The organism is Streptomyces sp. NPDC004051, assembly GCF_053604275.1.
Map to the genome: position 1 here is coordinate 79,618 of NZ_JBSGHG010000011.1, position 17,838 is coordinate 97,455.

At 72.6% G+C, this 17,838-nt stretch carries 15 protein-coding genes and 1 pseudogene; 7 read left to right on the forward strand and 9 right to left on the reverse strand.

Annotation, left to right across the window (positions count from 1 at the left end; all coding sequences use genetic code 11):
- Window positions 1-27: 27 nt before the first annotated feature.
- Window positions 28-1,995, reverse strand: a complete 1,968-nt coding sequence (locus ACWEQO_RS14725; RefSeq protein WP_361456149.1) for a SpoIIE family protein phosphatase — start codon at window positions 1,993-1,995, stop codon at window positions 28-30.
- A gap of 267 nt (window positions 1,996-2,262) precedes the next feature.
- On the opposite strand from ACWEQO_RS14725, the gene ACWEQO_RS14730 reads away from it, so the two are divergent.
- The 5 genes from ACWEQO_RS14730 (at window position 2,263) to ACWEQO_RS14750 (ending at window position 5,869) form a co-directional block, all read left to right on the forward strand.
- Window positions 2,263-2,856 carry an ArsR/SmtB family transcription factor gene (locus ACWEQO_RS14730; protein ID WP_361455939.1) on the forward strand — a complete coding sequence of 198 codons (594 nt, stop codon included), beginning with the start codon at window positions 2,263-2,265 and terminating at the stop codon, window positions 2,854-2,856.
- 30 nt (window positions 2,857-2,886) lie between these two features.
- The gene (locus ACWEQO_RS14735; RefSeq protein ID WP_452982857.1) at window positions 2,887-4,152 is read left to right on the forward strand and encodes an MFS transporter; all 1,266 of its coding nucleotides are present in this window, start codon (window positions 2,887-2,889) and stop codon (window positions 4,150-4,152) included.
- 448 nt (window positions 4,153-4,600) lie between these two features.
- A complete protein-coding gene (locus tag ACWEQO_RS14740; RefSeq protein ID WP_361455945.1) occupies window positions 4,601-4,780 on the forward strand; it encodes a hypothetical protein in 180 nt (59 codons plus the stop codon).
- 420 nt (window positions 4,781-5,200) lie between these two features.
- Window positions 5,201-5,638: a hypothetical protein gene (locus tag ACWEQO_RS14745; protein WP_452982860.1), complete on the forward strand. Its 438-nt coding sequence runs from the start codon at window positions 5,201-5,203 to the stop codon at window positions 5,636-5,638.
- 36 nt (window positions 5,639-5,674) lie between these two features.
- Window positions 5,675-5,869 carry a DUF397 domain-containing protein gene (locus tag ACWEQO_RS14750; protein WP_361455951.1) on the forward strand — a complete coding sequence of 65 codons (195 nt, stop codon included), beginning with the start codon at window positions 5,675-5,677 and terminating at the stop codon, window positions 5,867-5,869.
- Between the two features lie 198 nt (window positions 5,870-6,067).
- On the opposite strand, the gene ACWEQO_RS14755 is transcribed toward ACWEQO_RS14750, so the two are convergent.
- Complete coding sequence (locus ACWEQO_RS14755) at window positions 6,068-7,942, reverse strand: AMP-dependent synthetase/ligase (RefSeq protein WP_361455954.1); 1,875 nt, start codon at window positions 7,940-7,942, stop codon at window positions 6,068-6,070.
- A 323-nt stretch (window positions 7,943-8,265) separates the two neighbouring features.
- A complete protein-coding gene (gene lepA, locus ACWEQO_RS14760; protein ID WP_452982864.1) occupies window positions 8,266-10,134 on the reverse strand; it encodes a translation elongation factor 4 in 1,869 nt (622 codons plus the stop codon).
- Window positions 10,135-10,399: 265 nt separating this feature from the next.
- On the opposite strand from lepA, the gene rpsT reads away from it, so the two are divergent.
- Window positions 10,400-10,666 carry a 30S ribosomal protein S20 gene (gene rpsT, locus ACWEQO_RS14765; protein WP_361455960.1) on the forward strand — a complete coding sequence of 89 codons (267 nt, stop codon included), beginning with the start codon at window positions 10,400-10,402 and terminating at the stop codon, window positions 10,664-10,666.
- Between the two features lie 284 nt (window positions 10,667-10,950).
- Here the strand turns inward: rpsT and holA are convergent, their stop codons facing one another.
- Together holA and ACWEQO_RS14775 are read right to left on the reverse strand one after the other, a co-directional pair.
- Entirely contained in the window at window positions 10,951-11,940 is a 990-nt protein-coding gene (gene holA / locus ACWEQO_RS14770; protein WP_452982868.1) for a DNA polymerase III subunit delta, read from the reverse strand.
- Between the two features lie 61 nt (window positions 11,941-12,001).
- Window positions 12,002-12,247 carry a hypothetical protein gene (locus tag ACWEQO_RS14775; protein WP_361455966.1) on the reverse strand — a complete coding sequence of 82 codons (246 nt, stop codon included), beginning with the start codon at window positions 12,245-12,247 and terminating at the stop codon, window positions 12,002-12,004.
- A gap of 57 nt (window positions 12,248-12,304) precedes the next feature.
- On the opposite strand from ACWEQO_RS14775, the pseudogene ACWEQO_RS14780 reads away from it, so the two are divergent.
- Window positions 12,305-12,487, forward strand: a pseudogene (locus ACWEQO_RS14780) (IS5/IS1182 family transposase); the annotation flags it as partial.
- 13 nt (window positions 12,488-12,500) lie between these two features.
- On the opposite strand, the gene ACWEQO_RS14785 reads toward ACWEQO_RS14780, so the two are convergent.
- From ACWEQO_RS14785 to ACWEQO_RS14800, 4 genes are all read right to left on the reverse strand, one after another.
- A complete protein-coding gene (locus ACWEQO_RS14785) occupies window positions 12,501-13,016 on the reverse strand; it encodes a DinB family protein (RefSeq protein ID WP_452982871.1) in 516 nt (171 codons plus the stop codon).
- A 112-nt stretch (window positions 13,017-13,128) separates the two neighbouring features.
- Complete coding sequence (locus ACWEQO_RS14790; RefSeq protein ID WP_452982874.1) at window positions 13,129-15,762, reverse strand: ComEC/Rec2 family competence protein; 2,634 nt, start codon at window positions 15,760-15,762, stop codon at window positions 13,129-13,131.
- On the reverse strand, window positions 15,759-16,817 hold the full coding sequence (locus ACWEQO_RS14795; RefSeq protein WP_452982877.1) for a helix-hairpin-helix domain-containing protein: 1,059 nt from the start codon (window positions 16,815-16,817) through the stop codon (window positions 15,759-15,761). Before ACWEQO_RS14795 ends, ACWEQO_RS14790 begins: the two co-directional genes overlap by 4 nt.
- Window positions 16,818-16,933: 116 nt before the next feature.
- Window positions 16,934-17,779, reverse strand: coding sequence for a DegV family protein (locus ACWEQO_RS14800; protein WP_361455978.1), 846 nt, complete (start codon window positions 17,777-17,779; stop codon window positions 16,934-16,936).
- Window positions 17,780-17,838: the final 59 nt, after the last annotated feature.

A 17,838-nucleotide genomic window follows, 5' to 3' on the forward strand; every position in this document is an offset into this window, starting at 1 on the left:
TTGTCCCGCACCCGGCCCGTGGGCCGGTCAGTCCGCCTGGAGCACCAGCAGGGCGAGATCGTCCGCCGGCGGCCGCGCCCCGAACTCGTGGACCAGCCTGCTGATACGTTCCGCTATCCGGTCGGCGTCCAGCCCCGCGCAGTCGGCCAGCGCGGTGGCGAGCCCGTCGCCGTCGTCGAACTGGCGGGAACCGGAGCGCCGCTCGGTGACGCCGTCGGTGACGCAGAGCAGGGTGTCGCCGGAGCGCAGCTCGAAGGAGTCGCTGGTGTAGGTGGCGTCCTCGACGACCCCGATCAGGGTCTGCGACCGGGCCACGGCACGGACCGTCCCGTCGGGCGAGAGCAGCAGCGGCAGCGGGTGTCCGGCGGAGGCGAGGGTGACCCGGGCGCCGCCCTCGACGAGGGTGAGTTCGCCGTAGAGCAGGGAGAGGAAGCGGGTCTGGGGGCCGTCCCCGGGAGCGGTCGGGCGGGCGCCGGCGGCGACGAGCGCGCGGGCGGCGGCGTCGGCGGCCTCCGTGGCGTCGTCGAGGAGCAGTTGGTTGAGGCGGTCCAGGACGTCGGCGACGCAGTAGCCCTCGCGGGCGAGCAGCCGCAGCCAGGGTCGGACCAGTCCGATGACGACGGCGGCCTCGGGGCCCTTGCCCTGGACATCGCCGACGGTGAAGCACCAGCGGCCCGGTCCGGCGGGGAACAGGTCGTAGAAGTCGCCGCTCGGTCCGCCCTTGTCGAAGGGCTCGTAGACGAGGGCGGACCGCACGCCGGGGATCTCGGCGACGGCGCCGGGCAGCAGCCCGCGCTGGAGCACGGCGCTGATGGTGGCCTGGCGGGCGTACTGCCGGGCGGCGCCGATGGCGAGCGCCACGCGCCGCCCGAGGTCCTCCACCAGCCCGGTGACCTCGTCCGGGAACCGTCCGATCCCGGCCCGTCCGATCACCAGCGTCCCCAGCGGCCGGCCACCGGCGACGAGCCGGTAGGCGAGGGCGGTGCCGGGGCCGGTGTCCTCCTCGCGGCTCTCGGTCAGGTGGAGCGCCTTTTCCGGCCAGGGGTAGACGACCGGTCCGGTGCTCAGCGGATCGGAGGGGGGCGGCGGCTCCTGCTCCAGCACCCGGCTCAGTGCCTCGACGCGGCTCTCGTCGGCGTGCCAGACGCGGGCGAGGCGGGGTCCGTCGACCCGTGCCCCGTCGCTCCGGTCGGCGTGGCCGGTGGTCTCGTCCTCGAGCCACACCGCGCACCAGTCCGCCAGCCGCGGCACGATCAGCTGCCCGGTGAGCGCGGCGACCAGGTCCTCGTCCAGCTGCCCGGCGAGCAGATCGGACGCCTCGGCGAGGAAGGAGAGCGCCCCACGCCCCAGCCAGGCCCCGTCCCGCCGGTACGGCCGGGGTGAACGCCACTCCTCGCCGTCGGGCTCCGCCTCCCAGACGTACGCGTCGAACGGAATGCCCGCGCTCTCCGCCCCCTGCTCTCCTTCCGCCCCTTCCTTCGCGTACTCCGTGCCGTCCGCCGGCAAGCTCCCTCCGCCGGGGATCCGGGCCCAGACGGTTTTGGCGCCGGGCCGGTAGGTGATCCCCCAGGCCTCGGAGAGCGCGGCGACCAGGCGCAGGCCGCGCCCGTGCTCGGGGCTCTCGTAGGGCGGTGCCTCCGGCTCGCCGCCGTGCGGGGCGCGGGAGGGGTGGCGGTCGGTGACCTCGACGACGAGGGCGCCGGTCTCCTCCTCGAGGCGGCAGGTCAGCCGTACCTCGGTGCCGGCGTGCACGACGGCGTTGGTGACCAGTTCGCTGGCGATCAGCGTGGCGTCGTCGCCGGCCCGGGTGGTGAGGTGCTCGGCGCCGGGCAGGGCGTGCTCCGTCCAGTCGGCGAGCGCCGTCCGCACCAGGGCCCGCGCGGTGCCCGGCGCGAGGGAGCCGCCGGACAGCGCCGCGTCCACCCGCGCGCACGCCCGCGCGGGCGCCTCCGGGACGGCACGCGGGGTCTCCCGTTGCGTCGGAATGGCCCTCATGGGCAGCTCCCCGGGCAGTTCGTACGAATACACCTCGATCAATGCCGCCAGGGTGACAGACCGACCCCGCCCATAAGCAACGAGTTACCGAAGTGGACCCCCGAGAGCAGGAACAGTGCTAAGCGCACAGCCCACGACCGGCCGAAAACCGATCAGTTCCGCACAACACCGGTCCCCCGCCCTCCGAGACCCCGCCATCGAAGATCCCGCCATCGAAGATCCGAAAAATATATTGCGCAAATTAAGCTTCATACCTACGGTGAGGGCATGGCACCGAAGCGCGAACCCGAGCAGATCACCGACCTGTCCCGGCTGAAGGCGTTCACCAACCCCCTGCGGATGCAGCTCTACCGGCTGCTGTACGTCGCGGGCACCGCGACCGCGTCCCAGCTCGCCGAGCAGGTCGACCAGGCACCGTCGCTGGTCAGTTACCACCTGCGCAAGCTCGCCGAGCACGGCTTCGTGACCGAGGCGAGCGGCCGGAGCACCGACGGCCGCGAGCGGTGGTGGCGGGTGGCGTCCGAGGAAGGCTGGGGCTTCCGCAACTCGGACTTCGCGGACACCCCCGAAGGGTCCGCCGCCGTGGGCGCGGTGACCCGCGGCATCCTCGACACCCGCACCGCCCAGTACCGCGCGTATCTGGACCAGACGGCCGCCTGGGGCAAGGCGTGGACGGACGCCTCGTTCAGCTCCGAATGGATGCTCGACCTGACCCCCGCCGAACTCGCCGAGATGAGCGACGAGCTCGAGGCGCTGGCCCGCCGCTGGCGGGAGCGCGGCAGGCTCGCCCAGGCGGCCGGCGACACGGCGGACCGCGAGCACGTGTCCGTGCACCTCTACGGCTTCCCGTTCCGGACCTGACCCCGCCGTCCCCGACTCCTGGAGCCCGCCATGACCACCGCGGAGACAGCCCCGCCCGAACGCGCCACCCCACCGGCCCACCGCGACGGCAACGTGCTGCGCTGGCTCACCGCGTACACCGCATCCCTCGTCGGTGACGGCGTGTACTTCGTCGCCCTCGGCTGGTCCGCCCAGAAGGCCGCCGGCCCCACCGAGGTCGGCCTCGTCATGGCCGCCGCGGCGCTGCCGCGGGCGTTACTCATGCTGGGCGGAGGTGTGCTGGCCGACCGCCTCGACCCGCGCCGCGTGCTCCTCGGCAGCGACGCACTGCGCTGCCTCCTCGTCCTCTCGGTGGCCGCCGCGATCGCGCTGACCGCACCGGCCCTGTGGCTCCTGGTCGCGGTGGCACTCGTCTTCGGGGCCGTGGACGCGCTGTTCGTGCCCGCGATCGGGGCCCTCCCGCCGCGGATCACCAGCGCCGACCAGCTCGCCCGGGTCGCCGGCATGCGTTCCCTGTCCGTGCGCCTCAGCCAGATCGCGGGCCCGCCCCTCGGCGGGCTGGCCATGGGGCTCGGAGGCGCGGCGGCCGCTTTCACCGTCGCGGGCCTCCTCTTCGCGCTGTCCCCGCCGTTCCTGCTGACGACGCGGATACGGCCCCTCCCGGAGCGAGGCGAGGAGCAGCCGGAGCCCGGCACGGCCTGGAAGGACCTCCTCGACGGCCTGCGCTACATACGCCGCCACCGCCTCATCGGCCCGCTCGTCGCCGCCGGTGCCGTCTGCGAGCTGGGTCTGACCGGCACGCTCAACATCGGCATGGTGCTCCTCAACGCCGAGCGCGGCTGGGGCCCTTCCGGCTACGGCTGGATCATCGGCGGCTTCGGCGCGGGAGCGGCGGCCGGTGCCGCACTGCTCACCATCGCCGGCTGGCTGCCCCGCGCCGGCCTGGTGCTGGCCGGAACCCTGCTCGTGGCCTGCACGGGAGCGGCCACCATCGCCCTGGTCCCGGCTCTGTGGACCGCCGTGGTGCTGGCGGTGGTCATCGGACTGAGCGCGGGCGTCTTCGGCAGTCTGAACAGCACCCTCCTACAGGCCGCGGCGGACCCCGCCTACCTCGGCCGGGTCACCTCCGTCGTCATGCTCACCATGGTCGGCCTCGCACCCCTCGGCTACCCGCTGGTCGGCGCCGCCGTCGGAGCCTGGGGCACCGCCCCGGTGTTCATCGGCTGCGGCGCCTTCGCCTCCCTGGGCGTCGCCATCACCCTGGCCTCCGGCCCGGTCCGACGGACCGAACTGCCCCGGCGTACCCGCACGGTGTGACCACCCGGGCCCACCGGCAGCAGAAAGGCGCCCGCCGACTGCTCACGCCTTTCAACAAGGCAGCCGCCTGCGGCCCGACCGCAAAAACAGCCGCTGCCTGGGTGGACGCCTGCCCCGGACGGGACACCCCTTCCCAAAGCATGAGCACTTCGGCCATTTCTGTCCGCAGAGCGCTCATTTGAGCGCTCACGTGACACCTGCCCGCCGACTGCTCACACTTTTCGACCTCGCCTTCGACCGACTCCGCGAGCAACCCGGGGCCATGCCCGAGGAGATCCCGGGCCTGCTGGAGCGGCCGGCCGAGGTGCCCGACCCTCGCGATCCGCACCGTCCACGCGGTCACCGGCCTCACTGCGGAACAGGCCGCACCCGCCGAACCCACCCGGCTGATCCGCAGCTACCGGAAGATCGAAGCCCTGCACCACGCCCAGGACATGACGTCCGGGACATGACGTTCGCCGAGGACGTCTCCCAGCTGCGAACCGGCTCCGCGCCCCGCGCCACGGCGACCTGGCGCAACCTCGCCCTCGGCGCCCTTCGCCTCGCCGGGAAGAGCGGCATCGCCGCCGGCCTCCGGCACAACGCCCGCGACGCCGGCCGACCACTCGCCCTCCTCGGACTCACATGATCACGAAACAGACCTCACGCGACCATGCCAGGGCCCTGTGCCCCCCCGTAACCTTGATCTGGGGCACAGGCCGACCTCGCCGAGGTGAAGGAGATGCTCGATCTTTCCTCCGCGCTGTCCGGTGTTCCGCCCGTACGGGGCCGGGCGCCATGGCCCCATCACGAATACGTCAAGGGCTGGGGTGTCTTCGGACTCCCCTTCGATTCCGGTCACGTACTCGCGCTGCGTGTCTTTCCGGAGAACTGCTTCGGTCCCTACCGCACGTTGTGGCATCGCGCCCCGAACGGCAGTTGGTCGATTCACGTCGACGGGCCCCGGCTGGACACCGCGTGCCCCAGGTACTACGGCGCTGCCTGCGACCGAACAGGTCATGCCCGGATCGGGCTCACGTGGGCAGGTCCTGCCACCTTGCGGGTGACGATGGATTCCCCCTCCCTGGACTGGACCCTCACCGCCTCCGCGACACGACTCCTCGGTCTCCTCAACGGCATCAGCGGGGCGCTGCCGCTCGCCACCTGGCGCCCTCGACTCCTGGTGCGGGCTCGCGAGCGTCTGGCCCGTGCACTGGGAATGGGGCACCTCCAGCTGTCCGGCACGATGCCGAGCGGTCACACCGGAACGCTCATGCCCCAGCGGATGTACTTCGTCGACGACTCGCATGCCACGTTCGACGGCGTCGACCTCGGGCGTCCGGTCCGGCTGAGGGAGAACCCGCACATCGGTGACGTGCCCCTGCCGGCCCGCGGCGTTCTGGCCATCGGCCAGGCGGTATGGGAGATTCTCGACCCGACGGAATACGAGCGCACTCGCACCGAGGCCGCCCGGGATCTCGCCATACCGGGAGAAGAGAGTCCGTGACTGTTTTCGACAGGGTGAATCGGGTGCAGACGGAAGATGAGCACTGAGAGCCGTCGACGACTTGTCTGGCACAAAAGCAGCTACAGCGGCAACGAGGGTGGCGAGTGTGTCGAAATAGCCCTTGCCCCGGGAACCGTCCACATCCGTGACTCCAAGGACGCGAGCCGACCGCACTTCTCCGTGCCCGCGGCCGGCTGGTCCGCGTTCGTGAACTTCGCGGTGGGCCACTGATCCGCACCAGGCATGTCTGAAAACGCGTGAGCACTTCGGCCGGAACTGTCCACATATCGCTCGTTCGAGCGCCCAAAGGACATGGGGCGGCTGACTGCTCACGCATTTCAGCAGCACCCGGAAGGGGCGGGTTCCCGGACCTGATCGATCCGGGAACCCGCCCCCGTGTTCATGCCCTACGGGGTTGTCCCCTGCGGGTCACGCCTCCCGCGCACCCGTGTACATCTCGTCGATGAGGTGCTTGTACTCGCGCTCCACTACCGGGCGCTTCAGCTTCAGGCTCGGGGTGATCTCGCCGTGCTCGACGTCGAGGTCGCGCGGCAGGAGGCGGAACTTCTTGATGGTCTGCCAGCGCTGCAGGCCCTGGTTGAGCTGCCTGACGTAGCCGTCGACCATCTCGACCGTGGCGGGCGCGGCGACGATGTCCGCGTACGGCTTGCCGCCCAGGCCGTTCTCGGCCGCCCAGGCCGTGAGCGCGATCTCGTCGAGGGCGATGAGGGCGGTGCAGTAGTTCCGGTCGGCGCCGTGCACCAGGATGTTGGAGACGTAGGGGCACACCGCCTTGAACTGTCCCTCGACCTCGGCGGGCGCGATGTACTTGCCGCTGGACGTCTTGATGAGGTCCTTCTTGCGGTCGGTGATGCGCAGGTAGCCGTCGGGCGACAGCTCGCCGATGTCGCCGGTGTGGAACCAGCCGTCGGACTCCAGCACCTCGGCGGTCTTCTCGGGGAGCCCGTGGTAGCCCTCCATGATGCCGGGGCCGCGCAGCAGGATCTCGCCGTCGTCGGCGATGCGGACCTCGGTGCCGGGCAGCGGCTTGCCGACGGTGCCGGTGCGGTAGGCCTCGCCCGGGTTGACGAAGGAGGCCGCGGAGGACTCGGTGAGGCCGTAGCCCTCCAGGATGTGGATGCCGGCGCCGGAGAAGAAGTAGCCGATGTCCGGGGCCAGGGCCGCCGAACCGGAGATGCAGGCGCGCAGGTTGCCGCCGAAGGCCTCGCGGATCTTGGCATAGACCAGCTTGTCGGCGATGGTGTGCTTCGCGGTGAGGCCGAAGGGGGCACTGGCGGTGCCGGTGCGGCGGAAGTTGTCCTGCGTGGCCTTGGCGTACTCGCGGGCGACCTCGGCGGCCCACTGGAAGATCTTGTACTTGGCGCCGCCGCCCGCCCGCGCCTTGGCGGCGACCCCGTTGTAGACCTTCTCGAAGATGCGGGGCACGGCCGCCATGTAGGTCGGCCGCACCACCGGCAGGTTCTCGATGATCTTGTCGACCCGGCCGTCGACCGCGGTGATGTGGCCGATCTCGATGTGGCCGGAGGTGAGCACCTTGCCGAAGACATGTGCGAGCGGCAGCCACAGGTACTGCACGTCGTCACCGTCGAGCAGGCCGGTGGCGGCGATCGCCTTCGCCATGTACGACCAGTTGTCGTGCGGCAGGCGTACGCCCTTGGGGCGGCCGGTGGTGCCGGAGGTGTAGATGAGGGTGGCCAGCTGGTCCTTGGTGATCGCGGCGACCCGCTCCTTGACCAGCCCGGCCTCCTTCTCGAGCCGGGCCGCGCCGCGGCGCTCCAGCTCGGCGAGGCTGATCACCCGGTCGTCGGTCTCGACGCCGGTCGCGTCGATGACCACGACGTGGCCGAGCTGGGGCAGCTCGGCGCGCTTCGCGACCGCCTTGGCCACCTGCTCGGCGTTCTCCGCGATCAGCACCCGGCTGTCGGAGTCCGAGAGGATGTACGCGGACTCCTCGATGTTCGTCTGCGGGTAGACCGTCGTGGTGGCGGCGCCCGCGCACATGATGCCGAGGTCGGCGAGGATCCATTCGACCCGGGTGGCGGACGCGAGCGCGACCCGCTCCTCCGGCTGCACGCCCAGCTCGATCAGACCGGCCGCGATGGCATCGACCCGTCGGGCGGCCTCGGCCCAGGTCAGCGACTTCCAGCCGTCGGGGCCCTCGCCGGTGGCGGACGGGACGGGATAGCGGTACGCCTCGGCGTCCGGTGTGGCGGCGACACGCTCCAGGAAGAGGGTCGCCACGCTCGGCGGCCGGTTCTCGATCAAAGTCAGTGTGTCGCTCAAGACATCCTCCGGGGCCCGCGACGGTGCGGCTGGCTCAGATGTGACTGGTGTGCGGCTGGTGATCGTTTCGGTTATCGGCTCGGTTCGGCTGGTGATCGACTGATTACACTCGTGTGACCTTGTTTAACTCACGAGTAACCGTCGGGCAGGGACAGACTAGAGCCCGACCGGCGGCTGCGTAAGGGGCCACGGCCTGTCACTTCGTACAGAGAGCCCGCTGGTCCGGTGGGCGACCGGACACACGGGGCCCGACGCGCCTGCGCGCGTCGGGCCCCGTTTCCGTCCGGCTCGCGGGCGCCCTTCGGCAGCCCCGGCGACCCCGGTTACTTCTTGCCCTTGCCCGAGCCCGCGCTGTCGTCGCTGGAGAGCACCGCGATGAAGGCCTCCTGCGGGACCTCCACGGCGCCCACCATCTTCATCCGCTTCTTGCCCTCCTTCTGCTTCTCCAGCAGCTTGCGCTTGCGCGAGATGTCACCGCCGTAGCACTTGGCGAGGACGTCCTTGCGGATGGCGCGGATGGTCTCGCGGGCGATCACCCGGGAACCGATGGCGGCCTGGACGGGCACCTCGAAGTTCTGCCGCGGGATCAGCTCCCGCAGCTTGGCGACGAGCCGCACGCCGTACGCGTACGCCTGGTCCTTGTGGGTGATCACCGAGAAGGCGTCGACCTTGTCGCCGTGCAGCAGGATGTCGACCTTGACGAGGGAGCTGCTCTGCTCGCCGGTGGGCTCGTAGTCGAGCGAGGCGTAGCCGCGGGTCTTGGACTTCAGCTGGTCGAAGAAGTCGAAGACGATCTCCGCGAGCGGCAGCGTGTAGCGGATCTCGACCCGGTCCTCGGAGAGGTAGTCCATGCCGAGCAGGGTGCCGCGCCGGGTCTGGCACAGCTCCATGATCGCGCCGATGAACTCGGTGGGCGCGAGGATCGTGGCCCGCACCACCGGCTCGTAGACCTCGTCGATCTTCCCCTCGGGGAACTCGCTCGGGTTGGTGACGGTGTGCTCGGTGCCGTCCTCCATGATCACGCGGTACACCACGTTGGGCGCGGTGGCGATCAGGTCGAGCCCGAACTCGCGCTCCAGCCGCTCGCGGATCACGTCGAGGTGCAGCAGGCCCAGGAAGCCGACGCGGAAGCCGAACCCGAGGGCGGCGGACGTCTCCGGCTCGTAGACCAGGGCCGCGTCGTTGAGCTGGAGCTTGTCCAGCGCCTCGCGCAGCTCGGGGTAGTCGGAGCCGTCCAGCGGGTACAGGCCGGAGAAGACCATGGGCTTGGGCTCCTTGTAGCCGCCCAGCGCCTCCTCGGCTCCCCCGTGCTGGCTGGTGACGGTGTCACCGACCTTGGACTGACGGACGTCCTTCACGCCGGTGATGAGGTAGCCCACCTCGCCGACGCCGAGACCGTCGGAGGAGAGCATCTCCGGCGAGTTCGTGCCGATCTCCAGCAGCTCGTGCGTCGCGCCCGTGGACATCATCCGGATGCGCTCGCGCTTGTTGAGCTGGCCGTCGATGACCCGGACGTACGTCACCACGCCGCGGTACGAGTCGTAGACCGAGTCGAAGATCATCGCGCGGGCCGGGGCGTCCTTGACGCCGACCGGGGCGGGGATGTCGGCGACCACCCGGTCGAGCAGCGCGTCGACGCCGAGCCCGGTCTTGGCGGACACCTTCAGCACGTCGTCGGGCTCGCAGCCGACCAGGTTGGCGAGCTCCTCGGCGAACTTCTCGGGCTGCGCGGCCGGCAGGTCGATCTTGTTGAGCACCGGGATGATCGTGAGGTCGTTCTCCATCGCCAGGTACAGGTTGGCGAGGGTCTGCGCCTCGATGCCCTGGGCGGCGTCCACCAGCAGGACCGTGCCCTCGCAGGCGGCGAGCGACCGCGACACCTCGTAGGTGAAGTCGACGTGCCCCGGCGTGTCGATCATGTTGAGGATGTGCGTGCTGCCCTTGTCGACGGTGGGCGCCCACGGCAACCTCACCGCCTGGGACTTGATCGTGATGCCGCGCTCACGCTCGATGTCCATGCGGTCGAGGTACTGGGCACGCATCTGCCGCTGCTCGACCACACCGGTCAGCTGGAGCATCCGGTCGGCGAGCGTGGACTTGCCGTGGTCGATGTGCGCGATGATGCAGAAGTTGCGGATCAGAGCCGGGTCGGTACGGCTCGGCTCGGGCACGTGGCTGGGGATCGCGGGCACGCAGGGTCCTGATTCTTGAGGCGTCCGCAGGGTCTGCGGTCTCGGGTCGGATCGATACGTAGCTTCCATCGTCCCACGGGTGCGGGGCGAGCTCCCCCGGGCGGCGCCTGCCGGGTGGGGACGCGGGACGGGTTTGGGCCGCCGATCGGGCCGCTGGTAGTGTGGGGAGCTGTGTCTCTTGCCCTCCTGGCACGGGGCACCGTCGGAAAGCAATCACCGGTGCGGGGCCCCTGCGGCCCGCGCCAGAACCTGTAGAGGCTCATTCGTGGCGAACATCAAGTCCCAGATCAAGCGGAACAAGACCAACGAGAAGGCCCGGCTGCGCAACAAGGCCGTCAAGTCCTCTCTGCGGACCGCGGTCCGCAAGGCTCGCGAGGCCGTCGCCGCGGGTGACGCCGAGAAGGCCGTCGAGTACCAGCGCGCCGCCGCGCGTCAGCTCGACAAGGCCGTCTCCAAGGGCGTCATCCACAAGAACCAGGCCGCCAACAAGAAGTCGGCGCTGGCGCTGAAGGTCGCGTCCCTCAAGGGCTGAACCACTCCTTGATCTGATCGGTCTGATCGCCGGAAGGACCCGGGCGGGCCCTCTCTCTCCGTCCCCGACCGGCACCCCGAGCTCGTACGCGGCCTGCGTTCGCCACGCGGGTACGGGCTCCGTGCTTCGACCGAGGACCCCGTCCGTCCCCCTTCCCCGGGGGGCGGGCGGGGTCCTCGGCTTGTATCGCCTCGTGTTGCCCTGGATCGCCTTGTATCGCCCTGGGGTCGCCCGCGCGGTTTGTGCGGCCGCCGGGCGTCCGGCGGGGCAGTGGAGCAGCGGCCCTACGCCCGGCCCCGCGACCGCGCCGCGCGCGCGATGGTGACGACCGCCTTCTCCAGGGCGTACTCCGGGTCGTCCCCGGCGCCCTTGACCCCGGCGTCCGCCTCGGCCACGGCCCGCAGCGCGACGGACACGCCGTCGGGGGTCCAGCCCCGCATCTGCTGCCGCACCCGGTCGATCTTCCACGGCGGCATGCCCAGCTCCCGCGCCAGATCGGCCGGTCTGCCGCCGCGCGCCGACAGCAGCTTCCCGATCGCCCGTACGCCCTGGGCCAGCGCGCTGGTGATCAGTACCGGCGCCACCCCCGTCGCCAGCGACCAGCGCAGCGCCTCCAGCGCCTCCGTCGCCCGTCCCTCCACCGCGCGGTCGGCGACCGTGAAGCTCGACGCCTCGGCCCGCCCGGTGTAGTACCGGCCGACGACCGCCTCGTCGATCGTCCCCTCGATGTCCGCCGCCAGCTGGGACACCGCCGAGGCCAGCTCCCGCAGATCGCTGCCGAGGGCGTCGACCAGCACCTGGCACGCCTCCGGGGTGGCCGATCTCCCGGCGGCCCGGAACTCGCCCCGCACGAAGGCCAGCCGGTCGGCCGGCTTCGTCATCTTCGGGCAGGCCACCTCCCGCGCCCCCGCCTTGCGCGCCGCGTCGAGCAACCCCTTGCCCTTGGCGCCGCCCGCGTGCAGCAGGACCAGGGTGATCTCCTCGGCGGGCGCCCCGAGGTACGCCTTCACGTCCTTGACGGTGTCGGCCGACAGGTCCTGCGCGTTGCGTACGACCACGACCTTGCGCTCGGCGAAGAGCGACGGACTGGTCAGCTCGGCGAGGGTGCCGGGCTGGAGCTGGTCCGGGGTGAGGTCACGCACGTCCGTGTCGGCGTCGGCGGCCTTCGCGGCGGCCACCACCTCCCGCACGGCACGGTCGAGCAGGAGGTCCTCCTGGCCCACGGCGAGCGTCACCGGGACGAGAGGGTCGTCTTGAGCTGTCTTCCTGGCCATCGCGACAAGCATCCCACGCACCACCGACAGCGACGGCTCCCGGCATCACGGTGCCACCGGGTCAGGGCTCCTCCCGCCAGCCTTCCCACCGGGCCGCGAACTCGTCCAGTTCGCCGGGGTCCAGCCGCTGCCCCTCGTCCCGCAGGACGACGAGCCACTGGGCGTCCTCGGCGTCGTCCTCACCCGCCAGCGCGTCGCGGACGAGCCGCGGCTCCTCGTCGACGCCGAAGCGCTCCCCGAGCGCCTCCGCCACCTCCTCCGCGGCATCCCGGTCGGGCAGCACCAGCACATGTCTCACATCGCTCACGCCAGCCATTGTGTCGGGCGTCAGCCCTCGGGCACGATCAAGGTCGGTTACCGGGGCGGCGGACGGTCTCGGACGCGCCCTGGCCATCTCAGTGGCGGCAAGGCGTCCTCCTCCCGCCGCAATCGCCGCTCCCCGAGCCGACGCCGGATCAAGCACACCGTCCCCGGGCCGAAGAACCAGCGGACCTGCCGACAAGCCCGCGGCAGCAAGGGTGGCAGGCCCTCCGGCTCCGGTCTCGATCTGCCGGAGGGAGCTAGTGGTACCCCTTTGCCCCGTCGAGCAGCTCCCGCACGATGTCCGCATGTCCTGCGTGCCGTCCGGTCTCCTCGACCAGGTGGATGAGTATCCAGCGGAGGTTGGCCTTGCCCGCGCGGTAGCCGGGGTGGCGACCCACGTCGTCCAGGGAGGCCGCGGCAACGATCTCGTCGCTCCGGGCGCACTGGGCCTCGTACTCCGCGAGCAGCTGCTTCAACGTGATGCCGTCGGTGCGCCAGTCGGCGTCCTCGTCCGTCTCGTCGAAGGACGGGTTCCGCGTCTCGTCGCCGCCGAGGAACACCACCTCCAGCCAGGTGTGCTCGACCCATCGCATGTGGCTGATGAGCCCGGCCATCGTCATCGCCGGCGAGGTGTGGATGACGGAGCGGTGCGCGTCCGCCTCGCTCAGTCCCTCGCACTTCCACCGCAGGATCTGCCTCTGGAGGTTCAGCCAGCCGAGGAGCGCGGTGCGCTCGTCGGCCTGGAGAGGGGGACGTTCGAGTGGAGGGGGCATGCCTGCGGACGCCAGCGTGCCCGGTCTCCGGCTGTCGCCACTTTTTCGGCTGCGTACGACCGTGAGCCCCGCCCTGCACCGGGCCCGGCGCGAACCGGGAAGTGTCTGCCTCTCAGTGCCGGGCCACGCGCAGGCCCTCCTTGCCGTCCTCGTCGCCGAGTACCGCGACCGTGCCGTCGCGGTCGGTTCGCAGGACCGCGGTGCCGGTGTCGCGGAGGGCGGCGAGTGTGGTGGGGGCCGGGTGGCCGTAGGTGTTGTCGCGGCCCGCGGAGATCAGGGCCAGCCGGGGGGACAGCCGGTGCAGGAGGCCGGGGTCCTGGTAGGCCGAGCCGTGGTGGGCGACCTTCAGGATGTCGACGTCGGCCAGGCGCCCCGCCGCGGGGGATCTGGCCAGGGCACGCTGGGCGGGCGGTTCCAGGTCGCCGAGCAGGAGCAGGCGCAGGCCCCCTGTCCGGACGAGCATGGCCACGCTGGCGTCGTTCGGGCCCTCCGGCTGCGGGGTCCAGGACTGCGGGGCCGCGGGCGCTGCGGACTGCCGGGGGCCCGGTGGGGGCCACACCACCTCCCAGGACAGGTCCCCCGTGCGCCGCCGCTCCCCGGCGACGGCACGCGTCATCGGCAGGTGCCGGTCGGTCGCGAGGCGGCGTACGAAGCGGGCCTGGTCGGCCGGTTCCTCCAGCCCCGTGGTCGCGATCTCGCCCACCGAGCGGCCGCGCAGCACGCCGGGCAGGCCCGCCACATGGTCGGCGTGGAAGTGGGTCAGCACGACCAGCGGGACGCGGGTGATGCCGAGGGAGCGCAGGCAGTGGTCCACCGGGGCCGGGTCCGGGCCGGCATCCACGACCACCCCGGTGTCCTCGCCCGCGGCCAGCACCATCGCGTCGCCCTGGCCCACGTCGCACATCACCAGCCGCCAGCCCGGTGGCGGCCAGCCCGTGACCACCCGGGTCAGCGGCGGTGGCCGCACCACCAGGAGCACCAGGAGCAGCGCGCAGACCGCGCACCACCAGGGGTGCCTCAAGAGTCTCCGGCCGGCCAGCAGCACGACGGGGGTGAGCGCCCCGAGCAGTGCCGCCCCGGCCCAGCCGCCCGGCCAGTCGACTCCGGCGCCGGGCAGCGCGGCCCCGGTCCGGGCGATCTGCGCGATCCACTCCGCGGGCCAACTCGCACACCAGGCGAGCGCCTTCGCCAGCGGTATCGCCGGCAGGGCGGTGGCCAGCGTCAGGAAGCCCAGCACGGTCGCCGGTGCGAGCGCGAACTCCGCGAGGAGGTTGCACGGCACCGCCACCAGGCTCACCCGCGCCGACAGCACGACGACCACCGGCGCGCACACCGCCTGCGCGGCGCCCGCGGCGGCCAGCGCCTCCGCGAGCCGTGGCGGCACTCCGCGCCGTCGCAGTCCGGTGCTCCAGCGCGGGGCGAGCGTGAGCAGGGCGCCGGTGGCCAGCACGGAGAGCAGGAAGCCGTAGGTGCGGGCCAGCCACGGGTCGTAGAGCACCAGCAGCAGGACGGCCGTCGCCAGCGCCGGGATCAGCGATCTGCGGCGGCCGGTGGCGAGCGCGAGCAGGGCGACGGATCCGCAGGCCGCGGCCCGCAGCACACTCGGGTCCGGCCGGCACACGATGACGAACCCGAGCGAGATCATCCCGCCGAGCAGCGCGGTCGTCCGCAGCGGGACGCCGAGGCGCGCGGCGAGACCACGGCGTTCGGCGTACTGCGCCAGGCCCGGCGGGCCGAGGAGCAGGGCGAGGAGGATGGTGAAGTTGGCGCCGGAGACGGCCAGCGTGTGGGTGAGGTCGGTCTCTCTGAACGCCTCTTCGAGTTCCGGGGTGACGCGTGCGGTGTCGCCGACGACCAGCCCGGGGAGCAAGGCCCGTGCGTCCGTCGAGAGCCCGTCGGTCGCCGTCCGCAGTCCGGCCCGCAGCCGCCCCGCCAGCCGCTGCGGCCCCGTCGGCTCCCCCACCGTCTCCGGTCCGTCCCGGCCCTTGACCCGCAGCACGGCCGCGAACCGGTCACCGCCCGCCGTCGCGGGCGCGAGCCGGGCCTCGATCCGCAGCCGGGTGGACGGCAGCAGCCCGAGCCACGGTGATTGTTCCCCGGCCGGGCGTGCGCGTTCGTCCGGCTCGCCGTTCCCGGCCGGACGCGCGTCGACCATCATCAGGACCGGGGCCCGGGTCGCCACCGCCGATCCGCCCCCGGTCGGCCCTGCCCGCTCCACCCGCCGCACGTCGGCCTCGATGAGCACCGTCGTCGGGGTCGGCCGGCTGCCGCCGGGCCTGGGCCGGGTCAGGCGGGGGTCGGAGGTGATCTCGACCTCGGCCGTCACGGTGGCGTACTCCCGTGCCAGCTCCGGCACCGGGCCGCGCCGCAGATCCGCGCCGTGCAGACCCGCCGAGCAGGCGGCAGCGGCGACGCAGAGCAGTACCGCGGCTCCGGAGAGACGGGCTCGCCCGGGCCCCGCCCGGCGGTTTCGCAGGGCGAGGAGGACGGTGGCCAGTGCCAGAGATGCGATCACGGTGCCCAGCACCCGGCCGGGCGGGGCGTGCAGCATCACCGCCGCCGTGGCCCAGGCCGCCAGCGCGGGCGGTACGAGCCGCAGGTCGGCCGGTCCCTCCTGGCGCGGGTGGGAGGCCCCGAGCCGCTTCCCGGAGGAGGCGTGCACGGGCAGCCGGGCGGCGGATTCCGTGGGAGCGGGTCCCGCGGGGGCGGGCCCCGCGAGGGCGGGCCCCGTCGTCCGGCTGCTCATGGCCGCACGAGATTCCGCAGGTCCGCGAAGCGGCGGTCGCCGATGCCGTTCACTTCCCGCAGTTCGTCCACCGAGCGGAAACCGCCGTTCCGGGTGCGGTACTCGATGATGTGCCGGGCCAGCACGGGGCCGACGCCCGGGAGGGTCTCGAGCTGGTCCGCGGTGGCGGTGTTGAGGGACACCGGTGCCGCGGGTCCGGCTCCGGCCGCCGTGCCGGCCGGAGCTCCCGGAACGGGTTCCGGGCCCGCCGCCGGCGCCGGGCCGCCGACGATCACCTGCTCGCCGTCCACCAGGAAGCGGGCCCGGTTGAGGCCGTCGGTCCTGGTTCCGGGGCGTACTCCGCCCGCCGCCCGCAGCGCGTCCGCGACCCGTGAGCCGGCCGGGAGACGGTGGACGCCCGGGTCACGCACCTTGCCGCCGACATCGACCACGATCTCGGGGGCCGCCGCACCCGTGGTACCCGGGCCGGCGGGTTCGCCGGTCCCGTCCGGGGCGACCGGCCGGCCCCCGTCGTGGGGTACGGCCGCCCCCACCACCTCCGGCGCCCGCACCGGCTGGGTCCGTCCGCCCCAGAAGTGCTGTGCGGCGAACCCCACGACCACCACGAGGAGCACCGACAGCGCGATCACGCTCCGCCGTTCCAGCCCGCACCGCGTCCGCACCCACAGCGGCAGCCGCTCCCGCAGCGCGAGCACCGTCCGACCGGCCTGCCGCCGCTCCCCCGGGGCCGGCGGGTCCGGATCCGTCATCGGGTCCGGAGCCACCGGGTCCGGGCCCGCGCCGCTCACGGCCCAGCGCGGCACGACCCTGGCGCCCCTGAGGTTCCGGACGCCCCCGCCCCGCTCCCCGAACAGCGCCTCCGCCCGGCGCCGCAGCTCTTCTGCCGAGGCGTCACGGTCCCGGTGCCGGTGCTCGTGCCGCACCCGTCCGCCGCCGGAACGGGGCCCTGCTCCGGCGGCGGACGGCCGGCGGTGGCGTGCGCGGCCGTCGGAGGCGGGTGCACGGCCCGGCCCGCTGGTCGCGGTCGCCGTGTGTGAACGTGATCGAAGTGCCATGCCGGGAATGATCGGGCAGAACTGCGCATCCGCGATGATCTTGCTTGATTCCGGTGGATTACCGACCGGTTGTGGACAACCCCGTCACCCTGACGCTCCGGCCCGGCGGCAGCCCCTCACCGGGTCGAGACCACGACCCCCAGCAGGCCGGGTCCCGTGTGCGCGCCGATCACCGCGCCGACCTCGCTGACGTGCAGGTCGGCCAGACCGGGCAGTCGTGTGCGCAGCCGGTCCGCGAGGGCCGACGCGCGGTCCGGTGCGGCGAGGTGGTGGACGGCGATGTCGACCTCGGCGGCGCCCGCCCGTTCGGCCGCGATCTCCTCCAGGCGGGCGATGGCCTTCGACGCCGTGCGCACCTTCTCCAGGGGTTCGATGCGGCCGCCCGCCAGCTGGAGCAGGGGCTTCACGGCGAGCGCCGATCCCAGCAGGGCCTGCGCGGCCCCGATGCGTCCGCCGCGGCGCAGATAGTCCAGGGTGTCGACGTAGAAGTACGCGGAGGTGCCCGCCGCCCGCTTCTCCGCGGCCGTGACCGCGTCGTCCACGGTGCCGCCCGCCTCCGCGGCCTGTGCGGCGGCGAGGGCGCAGAATCCGAGCGCCATGGCGATCATGCCGGTGTCCACCACCCGCACCGGCACCGGCGCCTCGCGGGCCGCGACGACCGCCGCGTCGTGGGTGCCGGAGAGTTCGGCGGAGAGGTGGAGGGAGACGATGCCGGTGGCTCCGGACTCGGCGGCCCTGCGGTAGGTCTCGGCGAAGACCTCGGGGCCGGGCCGGGAGGTCGTCACCGGACGCCGTTTCTGCAGCGCCTCGGCGAGGGAGCGGGTGGAGATCTCGGTGCCCTCTTCCAGGGCGCGGTCCTCCAGGACCACGATCAGGGGTACCGCGGTGATGCCGTGCCGTTCCATCGTCCGGGCCGGAAGGTAGGCCGTTGAATCGGTGACGATGGCGACATGGCGGGACATGGGCTGGAGGTTACCTGGCGTACGGCCTCCTCGGCAGCCCGGACCGGCGCGCCGGACGG

Bases quoted from the DNA above. Each gene is read 5' to 3' on its own strand.
- ACWEQO_RS14735 (WP_452982857.1), top strand. From the start codon at position 2,887: ATGACCACCGCGGAGACAGCCCCGCCCGAACGCGCCACCCCACCGGCC.
- ACWEQO_RS14740 (WP_361455945.1), top strand. From the start codon at position 4,601: ATGACGTTCGCCGAGGACGTCTCCCAGCTGCGAACCGGCTCCGCGCCC.
- holA (WP_452982868.1), bottom strand. From the start codon at position 11,940: ATGGCCAGGAAGACAGCTCAAGACGACCCTCTCGTCCCGGTGACGCTC.
- ACWEQO_RS14790 (WP_452982874.1), bottom strand. From the start codon at position 15,762: ATGAGCAGCCGGACGACGGGGCCCGCCCTCGCGGGGCCCGCCCCCGCG.
- ACWEQO_RS14725 (WP_361456149.1), bottom strand. From the start codon at position 1,995: ATGAGGGCCATTCCGACGCAACGGGAGACCCCGCGTGCCGTCCCGGAG.
- ACWEQO_RS14795 (WP_452982877.1), bottom strand. From the start codon at position 16,817: ATGGCACTTCGATCACGTTCACACACGGCGACCGCGACCAGCGGGCCG.
- ACWEQO_RS14745 (WP_452982860.1), top strand. From the start codon at position 5,201: ATGGATTCCCCCTCCCTGGACTGGACCCTCACCGCCTCCGCGACACGA.
- ACWEQO_RS14785 (WP_452982871.1), bottom strand. From the start codon at position 13,016: ATGCCCCCTCCACTCGAACGTCCCCCTCTCCAGGCCGACGAGCGCACC.
- ACWEQO_RS14730 (WP_361455939.1), top strand. From the start codon at position 2,263: ATGGCACCGAAGCGCGAACCCGAGCAGATCACCGACCTGTCCCGGCTG.
- ACWEQO_RS14750 (WP_361455951.1), top strand. From the start codon at position 5,675: ATGAGCACTGAGAGCCGTCGACGACTTGTCTGGCACAAAAGCAGCTAC.
- ACWEQO_RS14800 (WP_361455978.1), bottom strand. From the start codon at position 17,779: ATGTCCCGCCATGTCGCCATCGTCACCGATTCAACGGCCTACCTTCCG.